A 20,710-nucleotide genomic window follows, 5' to 3' on the forward strand; every position below is an offset into this window, starting at 1 on the left:
CCCCCCCCCCCCCCCCCCCCCACCCCCCCCCCCCCCCCCCCCCCCCCCCCCCCCCCCCCCCCCCCCCCCCCCCCCCCCCCCCCCCCCCCCCCCCCGGCCCGGTCTCTCACGCCGTGTCCTCGCCCTTCGCCTCGCTCCCGACCTCCTCCGTCTCGGCGGTGCGCTCGCCCTCCGCCTGCGAGGGCGTCGAGCGGGCCACGTCGGGGTGTTCGTCGACGCCCGGCTCCCGCTCGCCTTCCGCCTGGGAGGGCGTCGGGTAGTCCCACGCATCACTCATGGCTCGCCTCCGGGGAATCGTCCCGCGCCCGCGCTGCCGGGGCGGGAGGCGACGAGTACCCGCCGGCCGCCGGTGATACCGCCTGCGGCAGCTTGAGGAAGAGGGTCATCACGGCGCTCGCCAGGTAGAGCAGGGCGAAGATCCACATCACCCCCTGCACGCCGAGCGGCCCGAGGAAGATACCCACCAGCGCCGGGCCCAGGAAGGTGCTGGCGCCCGCGCCCAGGTTGAGGGCCGACATCGCCTGGCCCTTGTGGGCCGGGTCGAGCGACGGCATGAGGGCCGAGAGCGGTACGTAGCCGGCGAGGGTCGCGCCGAAGAGGCCGACCAGCACCATCGCGAGGGCGTAGTGGTCGCCCGCCGAGACCGTGCCGTAGTAGAGCAGGAGCGTGGTCACCGCGCAGCCGACGCCGCCGCACCAGGCGACGGTGCGCTGCCAGCCGATGCGGTCGCCGACCACCCCGAAGATCAGGTTGAAGAAGATGTTGGTGGCGAACATCGCCGACAGCAGCTGAAGCCACTCGGTGAGCGAGAAGCCCAGCGTGTCGGTGAAGAACACCGGCAGGAAGACCAGGAACCCGAACTGCGGTGCCGTGTTGATCGCCCGTACCACCGCGCCCGTGCCGATCTTCGGGTTGCGCCAGACGATGGCGAGCGAGCCGAGCAGCGTGGCGACCGGGCGTTCCTTGGCGGGTGCGAGGCGGTGGGCGCCCGTGGGCTCGCGCACCAGCAGCAGCGCGATCAGACCGCCCGCCAGCACCAGGCCCAGCGAGAGCCACAGCGTTCCGTACGCGCCGATCGCCGGCACCGCGAAGCTGGCGACCAGCGAGCCCAGCGTCGGCAGGCCGCCCGTGAAGGCGAACCAGAACCAGCCCACCGCCGAGCCGAGGCGCCGCTGCGGCGTCACCGCCGTGACCCACACCAGGAAGCCGTACGCGAAGAGCGGATAGCCGAAGCCCCGCAGACCGTAGGCGGCCAGCAGGAGGCCGAAGTCGGCGGCCGGGACCGCGAAGGCGAGGAACACCACCTGGAACACCGCCCAGACGGCCAGGCCGAGCATCATGACGCGGCGCGGGCCCCACAGGTCGGACAGCGCGCCGGAGAACCAGGCCGCGACGCTCGCGGTCACGCCGTAGACGGTGAACAGCACCGCCACCCGCTCCTTGGACATTCCCTCGTCCAGGAGGTACGGCGACAGATATCCGGATTCGACTCCGTCGCCGATCATGAAAATGAGAACACCGAGGAATCCCCATGCGAGGGGCCGGGGAATGCCGATCCTGTCCAGCCAATGCCTCGGGGGTGATTCCTCGGCGGGGGAGGACGAGGGATCCAGAACGACGGCCACGAGAAACCACCTTTTCCACGGGGGACGGGGGAGGGGGGTGGGTGCCTAAGGCGTCACGATGAAACGGCCGCACGGGATGGCGGTCAATGCGCGGGGAGAAAACCTCGCCGTACGCGGACGCCGTGGCGTGAAATCGAGGGACACGCGCCCGGGCCCTGCCGCGCGAGGCGGCGGTTCTCCCAGCTCAGCGCGGTGGCCGGGGCGAGGCCGAAGCCGGGGCCCGCGTGAAGCCCATGTGATGTTCACGTGACCGCGTGACCGCTGACCGCGTGACCGCGTGGCACTCGGCCGGGGCGGCTCAGCCCGGAGGGACTCAGCCCTGCGTGCCCGACGCGTCGACCGTGCGGACGTCGACGCCTATGTCCCGCAGCCGCCGCACCTCACCCGCCGGCGCCGCGTCGTCCACCAGCACCAGGTCGAAGTCGGCGAGCGGCGCCAGCGCGTACAGCCCCTGGTTGGCGAACTTCGTGTGGTCGACCAGCAGCACCCGCCGCGCCGCCGAGGCCATCATCGCCCGCTTGACCTGCACCGTCTCCGGTGACATGTGGTAGCAGCGGCCCCCGGTCACGGCCGTGGTGGACATGAACAGCACATCCGCGCGGAACGACTCCACGCTCTGCGCCGTGTGCAGCCCCATGAACGCGTCGTACGCCGGGAAGTACGTGCCGCCCAGCGCGATCAGCGACACCCCGGGCTCCCGCGCCAGCGCCGAGATCGCCGGCAGCGAGTTGGTGATGACCGTCAGCGGCGTGTGGCCCGACATCTGCTGCGCCAGGCTGAGGCAGGTGGTGGAGTCGTCCAGCATCACGATCTGCCCGGGCGCGAGCAGGCCGGCCGCCGCCCGCGCCAGCCGGTGCTTGGTCCGCGCCATCGTCGTCATGCGCTCGCTGACGCTGCCGTGGAACTGCGTGGACGGCAGGCAGCTCGCCCCGCCCCGCACCTTCCGCAGCCAGCCCTGCGACTGGAGCGCGTCCAGGTCGCGGTGCACGGTCATCACACTCACGTCGAACTCCTCCGCCAGGTCCGCGGTGCGGACGAACCCCTTGGCGGTCACCAGATCGCGCAGTCGGCGCCGCCGCTCCTCCTGGGCGTCCATACGGGTCACGGCGTCCGGCTCCTTTCCGGTTCACTCCACCGGCGCGCCGGGAAGGGTGGGGGATGGGTGGGGTGAGGGATGAGAACCTCACGTGAAGTTAACACGACCGGAGTGCGGCGCCGCCCGGCCGACGGGAACGCCGTCGCGCACGCCCCCGCGTTTTCACACGGCGGCCCCGGCCGGTCACGGGAGGTTTTCCCAGCCGATTGACGCACCGCCCGACGGCACGTTTCCCTGACGTCCGCAAGTGCGAAGGGGCAGGTATTCCATGTCGGTTCTCACCATCGACGTCGGCACGTCGGTCATCAAATCGGTCGTGTTCGACGACCAGGGACAGGAAAGAGCGCTTTCCCGCATAGGGACCGAAGTGCTGCGCCCCCGCCCCGGCTGGGCGGAACAGGACATGGACGCCGTCTGGAACGCGGTCGTCTACACCGTCCGCAGCGCCCTCTCCCAGCTCGGCCCCGGCCACGACCCGGTATGGCTGGTGTCCTTCACCGCCCAGGGCGACGGCTGCTGGCTCGTCGACGCCGACGGCCGCCCCACCGGCCCCGCCGTCCTCTGGTCCGACGGCCGCGCGGGCGGCCTCCTCACCCGCTGGGCCGCCGACGGTGTCCTGGAGGAGGCCTACCGCCGCAACGGCTCCCTCACCTGCAGCGGCATGCCCAACGCCGTGATCAGCTGGCTCGCCGCCCACGACCCGGACCGCCTGGCGCGCTCCCGTACGGCCCTGACGGCGGCCGGCTGGCTCTTCCTCAAGCTCACCGGTGTCACCGCGATCGACGAGTCCGACGCGTCGGCACCCTTCCTCGACCACGCCACCGGCGCCTACGACCCGGCCGTCCTCGACCTGTTCGGCTTCGCGGAGCACGCCCGGCTGCTGCCCCGGGTGCTCGGCGAGCACGAACGCATCGCCGAGATCACCCATCGCACCGCGGGCGAGCTGGGCCTGCCCGCCGGGCTGCCCGTCGTCATGGCCCCGTACGACATCGCCGCCACCGCGCGCGGCGCGGGCGTCGTCGACCCCGGGCAGGCGTGCGCCATCCTCGGCACCACCCTCTGCACGGAGATCGTCACCCGCGAGGTCGACACCTCCGGCGAACCCTGCGGCATCAACATCGCCTACGGCGGCCGCGAACGCCTTCTGCGCGCCTTCCCCACCCTCTCCGGCACCGAGGTCCTCGACTGGGCCGCCCGCCTCCTCGCCGTCGACGGGCCCGCCGCCCTCGGCAAGCTGGCGTTCGCCACCCCGCCCGCGCCCGGCGGCCCGGCGTTCCTGCCGTACCTCTCGCCCGCCGGGGAGCGCGCCCCCTTCCTCGACCCGCACGCGCGCGGCACCTTCTGGGGCCTGTCCCTCGACCACACGCCCGCGCACCTCGCCCGCGCCGTCTTCGAGGGCCTGTCCCTCGTCGTACGCGACTGCCTGCGCGCCTCCCGGACCGACGTCCACGAACTGCGCCTGTGCGGCGGAGGCTCCGCCAGCGACCCGTGGTGCCGACTCATCGCCGACGTCACCGGCGTCCCCACCGCCCGCAGCGCCGACACCGAGCTCGGCGCCAAGGGCGCGTTCCTCACCGGGCTGGTCCTCAGCGGAGCCGAGCCCAGCATGCGCGCAGCCGCCGAGAAGTACGTCCGCATGCGCGCCGACTGGGAGCCCGACCCCGGGCGTGCCGCGCACTACGACGAGCTGTACGAGGCGTTCCTGACCTGGCGCGCCGCCGCCCGCTCCCTCGGCTGGGCACCTGTTCCCGAAACCGCACGGAAAGCGCCCCATGTCTGACGCCCTCACCGCCGACGCCGTCCACCTCGGCCTGGACCTCGGCACCCAGTCCGCCCGCGCGGTCGCCGTCGACGGCACCGGAAGGCTCCTCGCCGCCGCGTCCCGCCCGCTGACCGGCCACCGCGACGGACCCCGCCACGAGCAGGACCCCGAGCAGTGGTGGTCCGCCCTCGCCGCCGCCTGCCGCGAGGCGCTGGCCGGCATCGACCCGGCGCGCGTCCGGGGCCTGGCCGTCGACGCCACCTCCGGCACCGTCCTCCTCTCCGACGAGCACGGCACACCCCTCACACCCGGCCTCATGTACGACGACGGGCGCGCCCGCGCGTACACCGCACGTGTCAACAAGGCGGGCGCCGAGGTGTGGGAGGCGCTCGGCTACCGCACCATGCAGCCGTCCTGGGCCCTGCCCAAACTGCTCTGGCTCCTGGACGACACCGACTTCCCCGGCGCCCGGCTGCTGCACCAGGCCGACCTGATCACCTGGCGGCTCGCCGGCCGGCAGGTCCCGAGTGACGCCAGCCACGCCCTCAAGACCGGTTACCACCTGGTCGACGACCACTGGCCCGACGAGGAGCTGGGCGCGCTCGGCGTCCCGGCCGGCCTCCTTCCCGACGTCGTACGGCCCGGCACCGTCGTCGGCACCGTCTGCCCCGACGCCGCCACGGCGACCTCCATCCCCGCCGGAACGCCCATCGTCGCGGGCATGACCGACGGCTGCGCCGCCCAGATCGGCGCCGGAGCCCTCACCCCCGGCGCCTGGAACTCCGTCCTCGGCACCACCCTCGTCCTCAAGGGCGCGAGCCCCCACCTCGTACGCGACCCCGGGGGAGTGGTCTACTGCCACCGCGGTCCGGGGTCGACGTGGCTGCCCGGCGGCGCGTCCAGCAGCGGCGCGGGCGCCCTCGCGCACCGGTTCCCGGGAGCGGACCTGGAGGCCCTCACCGCCCGGGCCGCCGCCACCGGCTCCACCGCCGTCGCCTACCCCCTCACCGGCGCGGCCGGCGAACGCTTCCCCTTCCGCGCGCCCGACGCCACCCCCTTCGTGCTGGGCGACCCGGTCGGCGACGCGGAGGAGTTCCACGCCCTCCTCCTCGGCGTCGCCTGCGTCGAACGCCTCTGCTTCGACTACCTCGACCACCTCGGCGCCCCCGTCGACGGCCCGCTCACCCTCACCGGCGGCGGCGCCCGCAACCGCTACTGGTCGCAGCTGCGCGCCGACGTCCTCGGCCGTACGGTCGCCGTCCCCGAACACGCCGAGAGCGCCACCGGCATGGCGGTCCTCGCCGCGACCGCCTCGGGCGCCACGCTGGAACAGGCCGCGGCCGCCATGGTGCGCGTCCGCGAGCAGCTGACCCCCGACCCGTCCCGTACGGCCCGGCTGACCCCCGTCTACCTCGGCTTCGTCGACGAACTGACCCGACAGGGCCGACTGGACCCGTCCATGGCGGCACACGCCCGCAGAAAGGCCGAGCAGTGACCGACTTCATCCTCGTACGCCACGGCGAGACGGAATGGCACGCGGAGAACCGCTACGCCGGCCGCACCGACGTGCCGCTCACCGAACTCGGCCACAAGCAGGCCGCCACGCTCGCCGCCTGGGCCGCCGGGCAGCGCCTCGACGCCGTGCTCTGCTCGCCGCTCTCCCGCGCCCGCCTCACCGCCGAACCCGCCGCCACCGCCGTCGGCCTCACCCCGCGCGTCGACGAGCGGCTGTACGAGGTCGACTTCGGGCGCGGCGACGGGCTGACGCGCGCCGAGATGGCCGAGGAGTTCCCGGACGCGCTCGCCGCCTTCCTCGCCGACCCCGTCGCCCACCACCTGCCGGGCGGCGAGGACCCCGCGGCGGCGGCCGACCGGGCGATCGCCTGCCTGGAGGAGGCCGCCCGCGAACTCCCCGACGGGCGCGTGCTCGTCGTCGCCCACTCCACCCTCGTACGCCTCGTGCTGTGCAAGCTCCTCGGCATCCCCCTCGCCCGCTACCGCCAGGTCTTCCCGGCCCTGGAGAACGGCGCCCTGACCGAACTGCGGCTGCCGCCCGGCGGACAGGCGTCCCTGCTGCGTCTCAACGCACCCGCCGCCCTCGGCACCACCCACTGAACCCCCGTCTGGAGCACCACCGTGACCACCACCGTCCTCGCCGCCGGCGACCACTTCGTCCTGCCCCGCCTGCTGACCGAGGAACTGCGCGCCGCCACACCGGCCGCCGACCTGGACGTACGCGAGCTCGGACTGCCGTGGCCGCACACCCCCTTCGGCACGGTCGCCGAGGTCGACGAGGCGTCCGGCACCGAGGACGAGCTGATCGAGGCGCTGCGCGGCGTACGGATCTGCCTCACCCAGATGGCCCCGCTCACCGAGCGGATCCTCAAGGCCTGCCCCGACCTGGAGCTGTTCTGCGTCAGCCGCGGGGGCCCGGTCAACGCCAACCTGGAGGCCGCCACCCGCCACGGCGTCGCCGTCTGCTACGCCCCCGGGCGCAACGCCGTCGCCACCGCCGAGCACACCCTCGCCCTGATCCTCGCCGCCGCCCGCGGCATCGGCGACGTCCACACCGACCTCAGGCACGGCACCTGGCGCGGCGACTACTACGACTACGACCGCTGCGGTCTCGAGATCGACGGCGCGGTCGTCGGACTGGTCGGCTTCGGCGCGATCGGCTCGCGCGTGGCCCGCGTCCTGGTGGCCATGGGAGCGAAGGTCCTCGTCCACGACCCGTACGTCAAGCCCGAGGCGGTCGACGGCATCGCCGACCTCGTGCCCCTCGACGAGCTGCTCGGCCGCTCCCGGATCGTCTCGCTCCACGCGCGCGTGACCGACGAGACCCGCGGCATGATCGGGCGCGAGCAGATCGCGGCCATGCAGCCCGGCTCCGTCCTCGTCAACTGCGCGCGCGGCGCCCTCGTCGACTACGACGCCGTCTGCGACGCCCTCGACGCCGGCCACCTCGCGGGCGCGGGCTTCGACGTCTTCCCCGTCGAACCCGTCCCGGCCGGCGCCCGGCTGCTGTCCACGCCGGGCGTCGTCCTGACCCCCCACATCGCGGGCGGCAGCCGCGAGGTCGCCCACAAGGCGGCCCGCATCGTCGCGGCGGAAGCCGCCCGCTTCCTGCGCGGCGAGACCCTCGCCCACTGCGCCAACCCGGAGGTGCTGCGGCGCCGCTAGGGCCTGTATTCCGGATCTTGCCGGGCTCGCGTGCCCTGGTGCCGCTCCCCCAGAGCTTCGCCTGGGGGTGCCCCCACGCCGCGTTGTCGTCGGTCGCCACTGGCCCCCGTAGCCCTGCGGGCAACGGGGGAGGCTCCCTCCTCCGCCTTGCGATGCGTCCCCTCGGCCCCAAGGGGCCTGGGGAGACCCCATGCACCAGACCCCGCTCCCTTGTCCGGCCTGATCCGAAAGACAGGCCCTAGGTCGTGACGGCGCCCCGTGTCACATTCCGCCGGGCCGTCTCGTCGTACTGGCAGCGGGACCGGAAGCAGGCGTCCCGGAGGCACCGCACAACCGAAGGAGTACGCGATGACCACCCACGACACGACCACCCACGAGTCCGAGATCCGGGCGCTCCTGGCGCAGCGCGCCGACGCACAGCAGACGAAGGACATCGACCGGCTCATGTCGTTCTACGCTCCCGGCGCCGTCTACTACGACGTCGTCCCCCCGCTGCGGTTCACGGGCACCGACGAGATCCGCCGCAACTTCCAGCGCTGGTTCGACGGATACGTCGGCCCGATCAGCCTGGAAACGCACGACCTCACCCTCGCGGTCGGCGGGGACACCGCGTTCGCGCACATGCTCCACCTGGACTCGGGGGAGCGGAAGGGCGGGCTTCAGGCGTCGATCTGGGTACGGGAGAGCGTCTGCCTCCAGCGGACCGACGGCACGTGGTCGATCACACACGAGCACGTCTCGATCCCGATCGATCCGGCGACCATGACGGTCTGGCTCCCGTCCGACCGCGACCAGCTCGCCTGACACCGTGAGGAGCTTCCACCATGGTCACCACCGGTTCGGCGCCCACCGCCGTCGCCGTGCGTCGGGGGAGAGGACGGAGTACGCGCAGACGGGTGACGCTCACGAGGTTCGCCGCCGCAACGCTCGCCGCGGCCGCGGTGGGTGCGTGGGCCGTTGACGGTGCGAACGCCGGAACCCCGGAGAAGGCGCGTGTCGAGGTCCTCGAAGTCTCGGTGCAAAACGACCAGTACACGGCTGTCGACCTCGGCCCCAAGGGGCCGAGCCTGGGCGACATGGACGTCTACTCCGGCACCGCCGTCAAGGACGGGCACGCCATCGGACGCGGCGGCGGAACCTGTCAGGTCATACAGATGAAGGGCGACGCACAGACGTCGCAGTGCCTCATCACGATGGAGGTCGCGCAGGGGTCGGTGACGATGCAGTCGTTGTGGACGAAGGGCGTGGGCTCCCTCGACATGGCCATCACCGGCGGTACGGGCGCGTACAGCAATGCCCGGGGCATCGCTCGCTTCTGGGACATCGCGACACCGAACGAGCGGGCGCGGCTCGAGATCCGGCGCTGAGAGCACGACCTCACGCACGAGCCCCCCGAGAGGTGCCTTGGTGCCCTCGCTCCACTTCCGACGTGGGCGCGACACGCTGAGACGACCCCTAGGGCCGCCGCCCCACCTTCCGACGACGGCCTCGCCGCCGCCCGCCCCGCCGGCCCGGTCCGGCCGCGGCGGGCGGCTCCGACAGGTACCGCTGCCCGGCCGCCTTGAGCCGGTCGGGCACGGCCTTGACGGCCGTTCCGAGGACCCGGCTCCTCACCGAGCCCGCGACGATCCGGTTCCGGCCGCGCATCAGCGCCTCGAAGGCGTCCTCGGCGACCCGCGCCGGATCGTCCTTGTGCCGGAGGCGGCCCAGGCGGGTGTCGTCCATGCCCGCGCGGTGGAAGAAGTGCGTCTCCGTGGCCCCCGGCATCAGCGAGGTGACGGTCACCCCCGTGTCCTTGAGCTCCTCGCGCAGCGCCTGCGCGAAGGACTGGAGGAACGACTTGGAGGCGCTGTAGACGGACTGGAACGGCCCCGGCGCCATCGAGACCACCGAGGAGGTGATCAGCAGCCGGCCCTCGTCCTCGTCGACCATGGCGCGCAGCAGCCGGTGCGCGAGGTGCACCGTCCCGCTGATGTTGACGTCGATCACCCGGGCGTGGTCCGCCAGGGCGGTGTCGGTGAACGCCCCGCCCGTGCCGACGCCCGCGTTCAGCGCCGCGGCGGCGACCGGGCGGCGGGTGGCGAGCACCGCGGCGTGCAGTTGCTCGACGCCGTCGTAGGTGGCGAGGTCCGCCCGTACCGCCGTGACGTCGGCACCGCGGCCACGCAGCTCGTCGGCGACGGCGCCCACCGCCGCGTCCTCGGCGCAGAGCACCAGGTCGAAGCCGTGTGCGGCGAACGTGCGGGCCAGCTCACGGCCGATGCCGCTGGAGGCGCCGGTCACCACGGCCAGGGGTCTCACGGTGTCCATGACCGCCGGGGTACCCGCTCGCCCGGCGTGCAGGCCCGTTTCGCTGGATTGATCATGGGGTACACGCGTCGCGCCACGACACCCCGGAGGTGACCCATGAGCGAGCTCGGTCAGTCGACGAACGGGACCGTCACCACGCAGGTCCCCGCCAGATTGGACCGGCTGCCGTGGTCCCGGTGGCACTGGATGATCGTGATCGGCCTGGGCACCGTCTGGATCCTCGACGGCCTCGAGGTCACCATCGTGGGCAGCATGGCCAGCCGCCTCTCCGAGGAGGGCAGCGGCCTCGCCATCAGCAGCGCCCAGGTCACCGGTGTCGCCGCCGCCCTGTACGTCGCCGGCGCCTGCACCGGCGCGCTGTTCTTCGGCTGGCTGACCGACCGCTTCGGCCGCAAGAAGCTCTTCCTGATCACCCTCGCCGTCTACCTGGCCGCGACGGCGCTGACCGCGCTGTCGTACTCGTCCTGGTGGTTCTTCCTCTTCCGCTTCCTCACCGGCTTCGGCATCGGCGGCGAGTACGCGGCCATCAACTCCGCGATCGACGAGCTGATCCCCAGCAAGTACCGCGGCCGGGTGGACCTGATCATCAACGGCAGCTTCTGGCTCGGCGCCATGGGCGGCGCCCTGCTGTCCGTCGTCTTCCTGGACACCGCCATCTTCCCGAAGGACCTCGGCTGGCGGGTCTCCTTCGGCCTCGGCGTCGTGCTCGGCCTGGTCATCCTGCTGGTACGCCGGCACGTCCCGGAATCACCCCGCTGGATGTTCATCCACGGCAGCGCCGAGGGCGCCGAACAGCTCGTCTCCGACGTCGAACGCGAGATCGAGCGCGAGAAGGGCGCGCCGCTGCCCGAGCCCGCCGGCGCGATCACCATCAAGCAGCGGCACAGCGTCGGATTCGTGCAGATCGCCCGCACCCTGATCCGGGCCTACCCCCGGCGGGCCGTGCTGGGCCTGGCGCTCTTCATCGGGCAGGCGTTCCTCTACAACGCCATCACCTTCGGCTTCGGCGCCATCCTGGTGACCTTCTACGACGTGCCGAGCGGCTCCACCGGCTACTTCTTCGCGGTCATCGCCGCCGGGAACTTCCTCGGGCCGCTGCTGCTCGGGCACCTCTTCGACACCTGGGGACGCCGCCCCATGATCGCCGGTACGTACCTGCTCTCGGGCGTCCTGCTCTTCGCCACCGCCTGGCTCTTCGGCGACGGCAGGCTCACGGCGACGACCCTGACGGCCTGCTGGTGCGTGGTCCTCTTCTTCGCCTCGGCGGGCGCGAGCTCGGCGTACCTCACCGTGAGCGAGATCTTCCCGATGGAGACCCGCGCCATGGCCATCGCCTTCTTCTACGCCATCGGCACCGCCGCCGGCGGGATCTCGGGGCCGCTGATCTTCGCGGGCCTCACGGAGAGCGGCGTTCCGGCCGACACCGTGCTGGCCTTCTCCATCGGCGCCACCGTGATGGTCCTGGGCGGTCTGGTGGCCCTCTTCCTGGCCGTCCCGGCGGAGCGCAGGTCGCTGGAGGACATCGCGACGCCGCTCTCGGCGCAGGCGGCGGCCACCGCGACGGCCGCCCCGGGGCGTACGGCGCCGCAGTCGGCGCTGTGAGGACCGGGACGGCGGAAGTCCTGCCGGAGGCCGATTGGCATCCTCCCGCAGGAATGGTTTATCGTTCATGCAGTCGGTTGTGAAGACGCCTTCACAACCGCCCCCTTGACTGCCCCGGCTGGTTCCCCCGTCCAGCCGGGGCTCTCTTTTGCCCGCTTCGGCCCTGCCCCGCTTCAGCCGCCGCCCGCCGGGAACCCGTCCCGGGAACGACCGACCCCGAGCCGAGGACGGTAGACAGCGATGACCGAGTACGAACGCTCCCGCACCATGCCCGCGCTGCCCGAGCACGTCTTCGACCAGGCGGCCAACATCGACCAGATGGACACCTGGCTCCCGGCCGAGCTGCACGTGCACGCCCAGGACCTGCCCGCCGTCACCGTCCACGAGGACCGCACCGACGAGGACACGGCCGCCCTGCTGCGCGCCGAGCGGGACCAGATGCGGCTCGAATGGGGCACCCGGGAACAGGGCAGCTACACCGGCTGGCTCCAGGTCGCCGGCATCGACACCGGCACCAGCGAGGTGACCGTGCACCTGTCCTTCTTCGACGAGAGCCACGACCCGGGCGACAAGGCCGTCTCCGACGCCCTCGACCGCAGCCTGGAACGGCTGGAGCAGCAGGTCCGGCTGCGCGTCGACAACGCCGCCGGCTGACCGCCCATGGCCCCGCGCGCCAAGCGGTACGCGGTCGCCGCCTCGGGCCAGTGGACCGACGAGGACGGCGGCCGCCGCCGACTGCCCGCGGGCGAGGTCCACGCCTGGGAACCGGGCCTCAACCAGACGGTCTGCGGCCTCTCCCTCAGCCGCTCCGAACTGGCCCGCTTCCCCCACCTCACCTGGACCGACACCTTCCCGGAGTCGGGCGGCGCCGCCGACCGCGTCCAGCGGCTCTGCCCGCGCTGCGCCTCCGTCGCCGGCCGCCGCGGCCCGGACGCCCGCCCGCGCTGGCAGCGCACCAACCCGCGGCCCTGAGCACGGGCGCGCGCCCCGGGCGGTCCCGTTTCCTGGGCGGGCGCGCGGGCACCCGCGACTACATGGACCACTCGAAGGCACCCGTACTCGACGCCCTGCGGGCGTACCACGCCGAGAACCAGACCCCCTTCACCCCGCCCGGGCACAAACAGGGGCGCGGGGCCGATCCCCGCGTGCGCGCGGTGCTCGGCGACGCCGTGTTCCTCTCCGACGTCCTGGCCACCAGCGGCCTCGACGACCGGATGTCGTCGAAGGGCATCGTCGAGCACGCCCAGGAGCTGATGGCCGACGCGGTGGGCGCGGAGCACACCTTCTTCTCCACCTGCGGCAGCTCCCTGTCCGTGAAGGCGGCGATGCTGTCGGTCGCGGGCCCGCACGAGAAGCTGCTCGTGGGGCGCGACGCGCACAAGGCGGTGGTCTCCGGGCTGGTCCTGGCCGGCATCGTGCCCATCTGGGTCGACCCGCAGTGGGACGCCGAACGCCACCTGGCACACCCCCCGTCCCCCGAGGCCTTCCGTGCCGCGTTCGCCGAGCACCCCGACGCGCGCGGTGCGCTGGTGACGACGCCGACGCCGTACGGCACCTGCTCCGACCTGCCCGGCATCGCGCGCGTCTGCCACGAGCACGGCGTGCCCCTCATCGTCGACGAGGCGTGGGGCGCCCATCTGCCCTTCCACCCCGACCTGCCGACCTGGGCCATGGACGCCGGGGCGGACGTCTGCGTCACCTCCGTCCACAAGATGGGCTCCGGGCTGGAACAGAGCTCGGTCTTCCACCTTCAGGGCGACCTCATCAAGCCCGAGGTCCTCAAGAACCGCGAGGACCTCCTCGGCACCACCAGCCCCTCGGTACTCGTCTACGCGGCCCTCGACGGCTGGCGCCGCCAGATGGTCGAACACGGCCACGCCCTCTACGACGACGCGCTCGCCCTCGCCAAGTCCGTACGGGCGCGGATCGCCGACATCGACGGCCTGCACGTGCACGGCCGCGACGACTTCTGCGGGCCCGGCCGCGCCTCCGACATGGACCCGCTCCAGGTCATCGTCGACATCACCGCCCTCGGTACGACCGGCTACCGCGTCGCCGACCGGCTGCGCGAGAAGCACCACATCAACCTGCACCTCTCCGACCACCGCCGCAGCAGCGCTCAGCTCACCCACGCGGACGACGAGGCGAGCGCGGACGCCCTCGTCACCGCCCTGGCGGAAGCGGCCGCCCACGCCGACGAGATGCGCCCCGCCCCCGAGATCGAGGTGCCCGACCCGGCCGAGCTGCGGCTGGAGCAGGTGCTGCTGCCGCGGGACGCGTTCTTCGGCCGGACCGAGCAGGTTCCGTGGGAGAAGGCGGTCGGCCGGGTCACCGCCGAGATGCTCACCCCGTACCCGCCCGGCATCCCGGCGGCCCTGCCCGGCGAACGCCTCAACGCCGAGGTCCTGCGCTACCTGCGCAGCGGCGTCGACGCGGGCATGGTCGTGCCGGACGCGGCGGACACGGAGGTCAAGAGCATCCGGGTGTCCATCGAGGACTGACTGAACGACGCCCACGGCACCCGGCCGAACCGGACCACCGGCGGCGGGCCCGGGTCACAGCCCGGCCGCGGCCTTGTCCCGCAGGCAGGCCCACGCCCGCTCCCGCACCTCCGCACGCAGCAGGACGTCCGCCGCCGTACAGGCGAGCGCCTCGGCGGCCGCGAGCATGGCCCGCCGCGCGCGCGGGGAAGCGGCCGCGGCCGCGAACCGCGGGGTGTGGTCCGCGCCGTCCTCCGGGTCCATGATCGAGACCCACGGGTGGATCGCGGGCACCCGGTTGCTGACGTTGCCGATGTCGGACGAGCCGAGGTAGATGCCCGGCACCGGCTCCGAGAGCCGCAGCCCCGACCGCTCGATGTGGTCCGCGAACCGGCCGGACAGCACGTCGTTGTCGCGGAAGTGCTCGTATCCCTCGCCCACCCGCTCCACGTCCACCGTCGTACGGGTGGCGAGGGCGATGCCCTGCGCGCAGGAGCGCAGCTCCGCCTCCAGCTCCTCCCGGGCCGCCGTGGTGCCGCCGCGCAGCCCGAAGAGGCCCTCGGCGTACTCCGGGACGATGTTCGTGGCGCGGCCGCCGTCCGAGACGATGCCCTGGACGTGGGAGCCGGGCGGCAGCCTCCTGCTCAGCACCGGCAGGGTGTTGAACAGCTGGATGAGGGCGCCGAGCGCGTCGATGCCCTCCGTCGGGTTGCCCGTGGGGTGCGCGGCGCGGCCGTGGAAGCCGACCCGCAGCTGCGCGCTGGCCGTCAGCGGTGCCCATGTCCAGTCGTACACGCCCGGATGCACCATCAGCGCGGCGTCGACCTCGCCGAAGAGCCCGGCCTCCACCTCGACGACCTTGCCGCCGCCGTGCTCCTCGGCCGGCGTGCCGACGGCCAGCAGCGAGCCCTCGACCCGGCCGAGCGCCGCCCCCGCGGCGAGCGCCGCGCCCAGACCGGCCGCGGCGATCAGGTTGTGGCCGCAGGCGTGGCCGAGGCCGGGCAGCGCGTCGTACTCCAGCAGCAGCGCCACGCGAGGCCGCCCGCCGCCACCGGTCCGGCCGGCGAACGCCGTCGGCAGGCCGGCGACGCCCCGCTCCACGTCGAACCCGGCGGCCTCCAGCTCACCGGAGAGCAGCCGCGCCGCCCGGTGCTCCTCGAAGGCGGTCTCCGGGTCGCGGTGCAGCGCGAGGGCGACCTCCCACAACCGGTCGGCACGCGCGGCGACCTCCTGGCGGACGCGGGCGTACACGGGCTCGAGGGCGTCGGACACGTCGGGGCCTCCTCGGGACGGCGGTCGGTCGGGCCGGCGCTCTCGCACGGCCTGGCGGACGTGTTCCACGCCTCCGCCGCCCGATGCCCCCGGAGCCGTACGCGTCGGGTCAGAACGCGTACCGCACGCGCAGCCAGGGCGCGTGGGTGCCGATCAGCGCCGTGAGGCGCGCGACCGACTCACGCTTGACCTCGTTGCGGTAGCGGACGTTGCGGGCGCCGTTCTGGGAGCGCTTGGCCTGCTGCAGGGCGGGCTGCCACAGGACGTCCTCGGCGCGCGGGTGCCAGGTCCGGTTCACCTCGTGCAGCTCGCGGTTGTGCGTGAGCATGATGACCTCGGCCGCCGCCTGCGCCTTGACGGCGGGAGGCAGGACGTCGTCCATGTGGCGCAGCAGGTCGGCCCAGTCGGCTTCCCAGCCGGGCCGGACCACGACGGGGGAGAGGTTGAAGTGCACCTCGTACCCGGCGGCGAGGAAATCGCCCGCCGCCGCGATCCGGTCCGCCACCGGGCTCGTACGGATGTCCAGGAGCCGCGAGTCGGCGGGTGGCATGACGGAGAAGCGGATACGGGTGGCGCCGCGCGGGTCGAGGCCGAGGAGCTCGCGGTTGACGTACTTGGTGGCGAAGGACGCCTTGGCGGTGGGCCGGTGCCGGAAGGCGTGGACGAGTGCGGCGGTGCCGTCGCCGATCAGCGCGTCCACCGAGCAGTCGCCGTTCTCGCCGATGTCGTACACCCACCGGTCGGGGTCGCACTGGTTGGGCTCAGGCTTGGGCCCCAGCCCGTCGATGTGGCGGTCCAGGGCCCCGATGATGTCCTCCACGTTGGTGAAGAGGGTGATCGGGTTGGCGTAGCCCTTCCGCCGGGGCACGTAGCAGTACGCGCAGGCCATGGCGCACCCGTTGGAGGCGCCGGGGGCGATCCAGTCGGCGGAGCGGCCGTTCGGGCGGACGTCGAACGACTTGCGGACGCCCAGCACGAGCGTCTGCCGCTTCACGCGCACCCAGCGGTCCGCGTTGCCCTCGTTGCCGTGCAGGTGCGGGATGTTCCAGTGGGAGCCCACCTCGACGAGGCGCGCGCCGGGGAACCGTCCGATGATGGCGCGTCCGCGCGGGGACAGCGCGGCGGCCGGCTCGGCGTGGATCTCGGTCACGTCGAGGAGCTCGTGACCTCCCGGTTCCGGCCGGGGCTCCGGCTCCTCGGTGGTGCCCAGCAGCTCCTGGAGGCCGAAGAGGGCGTCCGGGCCATCGGGCGGCGGGGGCGGGGGCGGGGGCGGGCGGTGCATCGGTTCTCCACGGGGCGGCGGCACTCCCTCCAGCGTGCCACCCCCCTCTGACACCGGCCGCGCCGAAGGCCCTCCGCCCCGGCCCCCGGTCTACGCCTCCACCCGGGGGCGGCGCTCCGCGCGGCGGCTGCGCAGCCGGCGGCCCACGGCGAGGAACCGCGGGTGCCGCTCGCCCAGCTCGGCCGAGCGGCGGTCCAGCTCCTCCATGAGGCGCTCACTGCGCTTGTCGAGGTCCAGCTCGTCGAGGATGCGGTCGATCTCGGCGAGCAGCGCCCCGTGCAGCTGCCACTGCCGGGGGTGTTCCTGTACGTCCTCCAGGAGCATGTCGGCGACCCGGTCGCGGGTGGCCCGGCTCGCGGCGAGCGCCTCGGTCAGCCGCTCCTCGGCGCGCTCGGCGTTGGCCGCCACCTGCGTGGTGATCAGCCGGGCGAAGCTCTCGATGGCGTCGGCCATCTGCCCGAACAGCTCCTTGAGCCCGTCGGCCACGTCCGGCGGGAACAGCGACTCCTCGGTGCGGAACTTCGCCAGGTCGGTCAGGCTGCGGGTCAGCACCCGCAGCACCACGGCGCAGATCTCCAGCGTGTCCAGGCCGGTACGCAGCACGATCCGCGACAGCAGCCCCTCCCGCACCCGCGGGTTGTACATGAGGCTCTCCTCCGCCTGCCGCAGCGAGGCGTCGACCTCCACGATGTCGTGGTCCAGCCGCCGCGCCTCGTGCAGCCGGGCCGCCGCGTGCGCGAACGGGATGTGCCCCGCGCCGATCTCGTCGCCCATGGTCCGGAACATCCGGCCCATCCCGCGCGCCAGGCCGTCGATGGAGGCCCCGGCGCTCTGCACCCACACGGGTGGCGCGAACAGCAGGTTGAACAGCAGGCCGACCCCGGCGCCGATCAGCGTCTCCAGCACCCGGTGCCAGGCCATGGAGGCGATCTGCGACACGCCGAGGACCAGCATGGCGCTGATGGCCACCTCCGGTACGAACTCGTCCACCCGTACCAGCCGTCCGATGATCAGCGAGGTGAAGATCGTCAGGCCGAGGCTCCACCAGGTCAGTCCGACCAGCGCCGAGAAGCCGATGGCGATGAGGACGCCGACCACGACCGAGTTCACCCGCCGGATGCCGGTGGTCAGGGTCGAGTAGAGCGTGACCTGCACGACCAGCAGCGCCGTGAGCGGCGCCGTCAGGGGAGAGGGCTGGTCGGGCAGGACGGCCAGTGCGACGACGAACGAGATGACGGCCGCGGCGGTCGAGCGAATGGTCTGAGCTGCGACAGGTTCGGTCGTCCGCCGCACCAGTTTGATCACAGGAGCTGATACTTCTGGCATTTCATTCCCCTGCCCGATCATCAGTCACTCAGTACACACGCGTCCCGGTAACCGCCCGGACGCCCGCGTTTGCCGCCCGGGTGACGTGGTACCGCCAAAGCCCTGACCACCGTCGAGTGACCACCGTCGAGGAGGAGCGATGCACTCACCCGCCCGCGACCGAGCCCACACCCCCGTCGCCGTCGTGACCGGGTCCGACTCGGGCATCGGCCGCGCCACCGCCGTCCGGCTCGCCGCCGAGGGCATGGACATCGGCATCACCTGGCACACCGACGAGGAGGGCGCCCGGCGGACCGCCGAGGAGGTACGGGCACACGGGCGCCGGGCCGCCGTCACCCACATGGACCTGACCAAGCTGCCGGACGCGGCGGACGCGGTCGACCGGCTCGCCGAGGAGCTCGGCCGCATCGACGTCCTGGTCAACAACGCCGGCACCGGCACGGCCACGCCCTTCCTGGACATGGCGTACGAGACCGTACGCGGCGTCCTCGACGTCGACCTGATCGGGCCGTTCCTCTGCGGCCAGATCGCCGCACGCCGCATGATCGGCCAGGGCGGGGGCGGCCGGATCGTCAACGTCACCTCGGTGCACGAGCACCAGCCGCGGGTCGGCGCCGCGCCCTACTGCGCCGCCAAGGGCGGCCTCGGGCTACTCACCCAGGTGATGGCGCTGGAGCTGGCCGAGCACGGCATCACCGTGAACGCGGTCGCTCCCGGCGAGATCGCCACGCCCATGACGGGCCAGGAGGACGAGGACGTGACCCGGAAGTCCCGGCCGGGCGTACCGCTGGGCCGGCCGGGCGACGCGCGCGAGGTCGCCTCGGTCATCGCGTTCCTCGCGGGGGAGGAGTCCTCGTACGTCACCGGTGCGTCCTGGGTTGTGGACGGCGGGATGCTGCGGATGGGCCCGCAGGCCGGGTCCCACCTGGAGAGCGACGCCTGGCGCCGCCCCTGAGCCCCGCGCTCCCCTGAGCCCGAAGCCCCGCGCCGCCCCTGAGTCCCGAGCCCTGAGTCCCGAGCCCTGAGCGCGGCGCACGACGAGGGCCCGCCCGAACAGCCGGGCGGGCCCTCGTCGTGCGCCGTCAGCGCGTCAGCGCGTCACCACATGCCGCTCGTCCGGCACGCAGTGCGTCATCGTCAGGCCTTCGACGTCCCGGGGTGCGTTCTCCCCGAGGTTCGCCAGCCGCTTGCGGTCCTCCTCGGTGAGGTCCTGGCTCGCGAGCGGTTCGAGGTGGGCGACGTCCTGCGGGCTGATGCCCAGGCCCTCGCCGACCCGGAGCCCGAGGTCGTTCTCGACCAGCAGGAAGTGCCAGACCATCCGCTCCTGCACGGGGCGGTCGCACTGCTTCAGGGCGTTGACGAAGTTGCGCACCAGGTCGTCGCGCTCCCACTGCTCCATCAGCAGGTACCGCTGCCCGGCCTGCAGGTAGTCGTTGGTGCGCGGGATCCGCTTGCGGGTGAGCCGGCCCCGGATCTCCGGGCCCTGCTCGTCGTGCGTGGGGTACTGCCCCTCGCGCAGCCCGCCCCTGATCGACGGCTCGTAGTTGACGTCCGGGTTCTCGCCGTGGCCGTCCTGGCGGTAGGTCATGAAGCCGTCGCGCTGGTTGGTGCGCACGTCGGCGTTCTTGGCCTGGTTGACCGGAAGCTGGAGGTAGTTCGGGCCGACCCGGTAGCGCTGGGTGTCGCTGTACGAGAAGGTCCGGCCGACCAGCATCTTGTCGTCGGAGAAGTCCAGCCCGTCCACGAGGACGCCGGTGCCGAAGGAGATCTGCTCGTTCTCGGCGAAGAAGTTCTCCGGCATCCGGTTGAGCACCATCTTGCCCACCGGCTTCGGCGGGAATTCCTGCTCCGGCCAGGTCTTGGTGTCGTCCAGCGGGTCGAAGTCCAGCTCCGGGTGGTCGTGGTCCTCCATCATCTGGACCAGCAGCTCCCACTCGGGGTAGTCGCCGCGCCCGACCGCCTCGTACAGGTCCTTGGTGGCGTGCCCCAGGTTCTCGGCCTGGACGTTGGCCGCGTCCTCCTCGGTCATGCTGCGCACGCCCTGCTTGGGCATCCAGTGGTACTTGACCAGGACGGTGTTGCCCTCCTGGTTGACCCACTTGTACGTGTTGACGCCGAAGCCCTGCATGTGGCGGTAGTCGGCGGGGATGCCACGCGGGCTGAAGAGGTTCACCAGCATGTGCATGGACTCCGGGGTCTGCGACATGAAGTCGAAGATCCGGCGCGGCTGCTGCTGGAAGGTGACCGGGTCGGGCTTGAGCGAGTGGATCACGTCCGGGAACTTGATGGCGTCCCGGATGAAGAACACGCCCAGGTTGTTGCCGACCAGGTCCCAGTTGCCGTCCTCGGTGTAGAACTTCACGGCGAACCCGCGCGGGTCGCGAGCGGCCTCCGAGGAGTCGCGGCCGCCGATCACCGTCGAGAAGCGGACGGCCAGGTCGGTGCGCTTGCCGCGCTCCTGGAAGATCTTGGCGCGGGTGTAGCGGCTGATCGGTTCGTCGCCCCAGGCGCCGTACGCCTCGAAGTAGCCGTACGCGGTGACGCCGCGGGCGTGGACGACACGCTCGGGGATGCGTTCCCGGTCGAAGTGGCTGATCTTCTCCAGGAACTGGTAGTTCTCCAGCGTCGCCGGGCCGCGGGCGCCGACGGTGCGCTGGTTCTGGTTGTCGTAGACCGGGTGCCCCTGGCGGTTGGTGAGCACCTTCCGGTCGTCGCCGGGCGCGGGACCCCGGCTCGATACGTCCGTCACGATCCTCGGCTCCTTTTGATGCCATC

The 20,710-nt window shown here is 72.8% G+C and carries 19 protein-coding genes; 11 read left to right on the top strand and 8 right to left on the bottom strand.

The genetic code is table 11. The features are described 5' to 3' along the window. Positions 1–106 precede the first annotated feature (106 nt). From ACZ42X_RS29550 to ACZ42X_RS29560, 3 genes are all read right to left on the bottom strand, one after another. Positions 107–277, bottom strand: a complete 171-nt coding sequence (locus ACZ42X_RS29550; protein WP_468296322.1) for a hypothetical protein — start codon at positions 275–277, stop codon at positions 107–109. After that, the gene (locus tag ACZ42X_RS29555) at positions 270–1,625 is read right to left on the bottom strand and encodes an MFS transporter (protein ID WP_468296324.1); all 1,356 of its coding nucleotides are present in this window, start codon (positions 1,623–1,625) and stop codon (positions 270–272) included. Before ACZ42X_RS29555 ends, ACZ42X_RS29550 begins: the two co-directional genes overlap by 8 nt. Before the next feature lie 313 nt (positions 1,626–1,938). Then, positions 1,939–2,730 carry a DeoR/GlpR family DNA-binding transcription regulator gene (locus tag ACZ42X_RS29560; protein WP_468296326.1) on the bottom strand — a complete coding sequence of 264 codons (792 nt, stop codon included), beginning with the start codon at positions 2,728–2,730 and terminating at the stop codon, positions 1,939–1,941. A 259-nt stretch (positions 2,731–2,989) separates the two neighbouring features. Here ACZ42X_RS29560 and ACZ42X_RS29565 point away from each other — a divergent pair, with 259 nt between their 5' ends. The 6 genes from ACZ42X_RS29565 to ACZ42X_RS29590 all read left to right on the top strand — a co-directional run bounded on the left by ACZ42X_RS29565 (position 2,990) and on the right by ACZ42X_RS29590 (position 9,030). Then, positions 2,990–4,501, top strand: coding sequence for an FGGY family carbohydrate kinase (locus ACZ42X_RS29565; protein ID WP_468296329.1), 1,512 nt, complete (start codon positions 2,990–2,992; stop codon positions 4,499–4,501). Next, positions 4,494–5,978: an FGGY-family carbohydrate kinase gene (locus tag ACZ42X_RS29570; protein ID WP_468296332.1), complete on the top strand. Its 1,485-nt coding sequence runs from the start codon at positions 4,494–4,496 to the stop codon at positions 5,976–5,978. Before ACZ42X_RS29565 ends, ACZ42X_RS29570 begins: the two co-directional genes overlap by 8 nt. Continuing rightward, positions 5,975–6,598: a histidine phosphatase family protein gene (locus ACZ42X_RS29575; protein ID WP_361423621.1), complete on the top strand. Its 624-nt coding sequence runs from the start codon at positions 5,975–5,977 to the stop codon at positions 6,596–6,598. The genes ACZ42X_RS29570 and ACZ42X_RS29575 overlap by 4 nt, the downstream gene beginning before the upstream one ends. A gap of 21 nt (positions 6,599–6,619) precedes the next feature. Next, complete coding sequence (locus tag ACZ42X_RS29580) at positions 6,620–7,663, top strand: 2-hydroxyacid dehydrogenase (RefSeq protein ID WP_468296335.1); 1,044 nt, start codon at positions 6,620–6,622, stop codon at positions 7,661–7,663. Between the two features lie 348 nt (positions 7,664–8,011). Further along, positions 8,012–8,467 carry a YybH family protein gene (locus ACZ42X_RS29585; protein WP_468296338.1) on the top strand — a complete coding sequence of 152 codons (456 nt, stop codon included), beginning with the start codon at positions 8,012–8,014 and terminating at the stop codon, positions 8,465–8,467. Between the two features lie 20 nt (positions 8,468–8,487). Beyond that, the gene (locus tag ACZ42X_RS29590; protein WP_468296341.1) at positions 8,488–9,030 is read left to right on the top strand and encodes an allene oxide cyclase barrel-like domain-containing protein; all 543 of its coding nucleotides are present in this window, start codon (positions 8,488–8,490) and stop codon (positions 9,028–9,030) included. 88 nt (positions 9,031–9,118) lie between these two features. Here ACZ42X_RS29590 and ACZ42X_RS29595 read toward each other — a convergent pair whose 3' ends face one another. Further along, a complete protein-coding gene (locus tag ACZ42X_RS29595) occupies positions 9,119–9,973 on the bottom strand; it encodes an SDR family NAD(P)-dependent oxidoreductase (RefSeq protein ID WP_468296344.1) in 855 nt (284 codons plus the stop codon). A 96-nt stretch (positions 9,974–10,069) separates the two neighbouring features. Here ACZ42X_RS29595 and ACZ42X_RS29600 point away from each other — a divergent pair, with 96 nt between their 5' ends. From ACZ42X_RS29600 to ACZ42X_RS29615, 4 genes are all read left to right on the top strand, one after another. Beyond that, a complete protein-coding gene (locus ACZ42X_RS29600; RefSeq protein WP_468296347.1) occupies positions 10,070–11,575 on the top strand; it encodes an MFS transporter in 1,506 nt (501 codons plus the stop codon). 240 nt (positions 11,576–11,815) lie between these two features. Further along, positions 11,816–12,229 carry an SRPBCC family protein gene (locus tag ACZ42X_RS29605; RefSeq protein WP_361423639.1) on the top strand — a complete coding sequence of 138 codons (414 nt, stop codon included), beginning with the start codon at positions 11,816–11,818 and terminating at the stop codon, positions 12,227–12,229. Positions 12,230–12,235: 6 nt separating this feature from the next. Then, positions 12,236–12,547 (top strand): hypothetical protein, encoded by a 312-nt coding sequence (locus tag ACZ42X_RS29610; protein WP_468296350.1) that lies wholly within the window; start codon positions 12,236–12,238, stop codon positions 12,545–12,547. A 62-nt stretch (positions 12,548–12,609) separates the two neighbouring features. Continuing rightward, complete coding sequence (locus ACZ42X_RS29615) at positions 12,610–14,076, top strand: aminotransferase class I/II-fold pyridoxal phosphate-dependent enzyme (RefSeq protein ID WP_468296353.1); 1,467 nt, start codon at positions 12,610–12,612, stop codon at positions 14,074–14,076. Positions 14,077–14,130: 54 nt separating this feature from the next. Here the strand turns inward: ACZ42X_RS29615 and ACZ42X_RS29620 are convergent, their stop codons facing one another. The 3 genes from ACZ42X_RS29620 to ACZ42X_RS29630 form a co-directional block, all read right to left on the bottom strand. Further along, positions 14,131–15,327, bottom strand: a complete 1,197-nt coding sequence (locus tag ACZ42X_RS29620; RefSeq protein ID WP_468296356.1) for an amidohydrolase — start codon at positions 15,325–15,327, stop codon at positions 14,131–14,133. A gap of 109 nt (positions 15,328–15,436) precedes the next feature. Continuing rightward, positions 15,437–16,609: a spore photoproduct lyase family protein gene (locus ACZ42X_RS29625; protein ID WP_468296359.1), complete on the bottom strand. Its 1,173-nt coding sequence runs from the start codon at positions 16,607–16,609 to the stop codon at positions 15,437–15,439. A gap of 90 nt (positions 16,610–16,699) precedes the next feature. Then, positions 16,700–17,935 carry an FUSC family protein gene (locus ACZ42X_RS29630; RefSeq protein ID WP_468296360.1) on the bottom strand — a complete coding sequence of 412 codons (1,236 nt, stop codon included), beginning with the start codon at positions 17,933–17,935 and terminating at the stop codon, positions 16,700–16,702. Between the two features lie 139 nt (positions 17,936–18,074). Here ACZ42X_RS29630 and ACZ42X_RS29635 point away from each other — a divergent pair, with 139 nt between their 5' ends. Then, positions 18,075–18,890, top strand: coding sequence for an SDR family oxidoreductase (locus ACZ42X_RS29635; RefSeq protein ID WP_468296363.1), 816 nt, complete (start codon positions 18,075–18,077; stop codon positions 18,888–18,890). A gap of 135 nt (positions 18,891–19,025) precedes the next feature. On the opposite strand, the gene ACZ42X_RS29640 is transcribed toward ACZ42X_RS29635, so the two are convergent. Then, positions 19,026–20,684: a catalase gene (locus ACZ42X_RS29640; RefSeq protein ID WP_468296366.1), complete on the bottom strand. Its 1,659-nt coding sequence runs from the start codon at positions 20,682–20,684 to the stop codon at positions 19,026–19,028. Between the last annotated feature and the right edge of the window lie 26 nt (positions 20,685–20,710).

The sequence above is a fragment of the Streptomyces sp. NPDC030862 genome (genome assembly GCF_055571835.1).

Excerpts from the sequence above, each read along its gene's own strand:
- ACZ42X_RS29550 (WP_468296322.1), bottom strand. The coding sequence starts at position 277 with ATGAGTGATGCGTGGGACTACCCGACGCCCTCCCAGGCGGAAGGCGAG.
- ACZ42X_RS29565 (WP_468296329.1), top strand. The coding sequence starts at position 2,990 with ATGTCGGTTCTCACCATCGACGTCGGCACGTCGGTCATCAAATCGGTC.
- ACZ42X_RS29570 (WP_468296332.1), top strand. The coding sequence starts at position 4,494 with ATGTCTGACGCCCTCACCGCCGACGCCGTCCACCTCGGCCTGGACCTC.
- ACZ42X_RS29585 (WP_468296338.1), top strand. The coding sequence starts at position 8,012 with ATGACCACCCACGACACGACCACCCACGAGTCCGAGATCCGGGCGCTC.
- ACZ42X_RS29590 (WP_468296341.1), top strand. The coding sequence starts at position 8,488 with ATGGTCACCACCGGTTCGGCGCCCACCGCCGTCGCCGTGCGTCGGGGG.
- ACZ42X_RS29595 (WP_468296344.1), bottom strand. The coding sequence starts at position 9,973 with ATGGACACCGTGAGACCCCTGGCCGTGGTGACCGGCGCCTCCAGCGGC.
- ACZ42X_RS29600 (WP_468296347.1), top strand. The coding sequence starts at position 10,070 with ATGAGCGAGCTCGGTCAGTCGACGAACGGGACCGTCACCACGCAGGTC.
- ACZ42X_RS29605 (WP_361423639.1), top strand. The coding sequence starts at position 11,816 with ATGACCGAGTACGAACGCTCCCGCACCATGCCCGCGCTGCCCGAGCAC.
- ACZ42X_RS29610 (WP_468296350.1), top strand. The coding sequence starts at position 12,236 with ATGGCCCCGCGCGCCAAGCGGTACGCGGTCGCCGCCTCGGGCCAGTGG.
- ACZ42X_RS29615 (WP_468296353.1), top strand. The coding sequence starts at position 12,610 with ATGGACCACTCGAAGGCACCCGTACTCGACGCCCTGCGGGCGTACCAC.
- ACZ42X_RS29625 (WP_468296359.1), bottom strand. The coding sequence starts at position 16,609 with ATGCACCGCCCGCCCCCGCCCCCGCCCCCGCCGCCCGATGGCCCGGAC.
- ACZ42X_RS29630 (WP_468296360.1), bottom strand. The coding sequence starts at position 17,935 with ATGCCAGAAGTATCAGCTCCTGTGATCAAACTGGTGCGGCGGACGACC.
- ACZ42X_RS29635 (WP_468296363.1), top strand. The coding sequence starts at position 18,075 with ATGCACTCACCCGCCCGCGACCGAGCCCACACCCCCGTCGCCGTCGTG.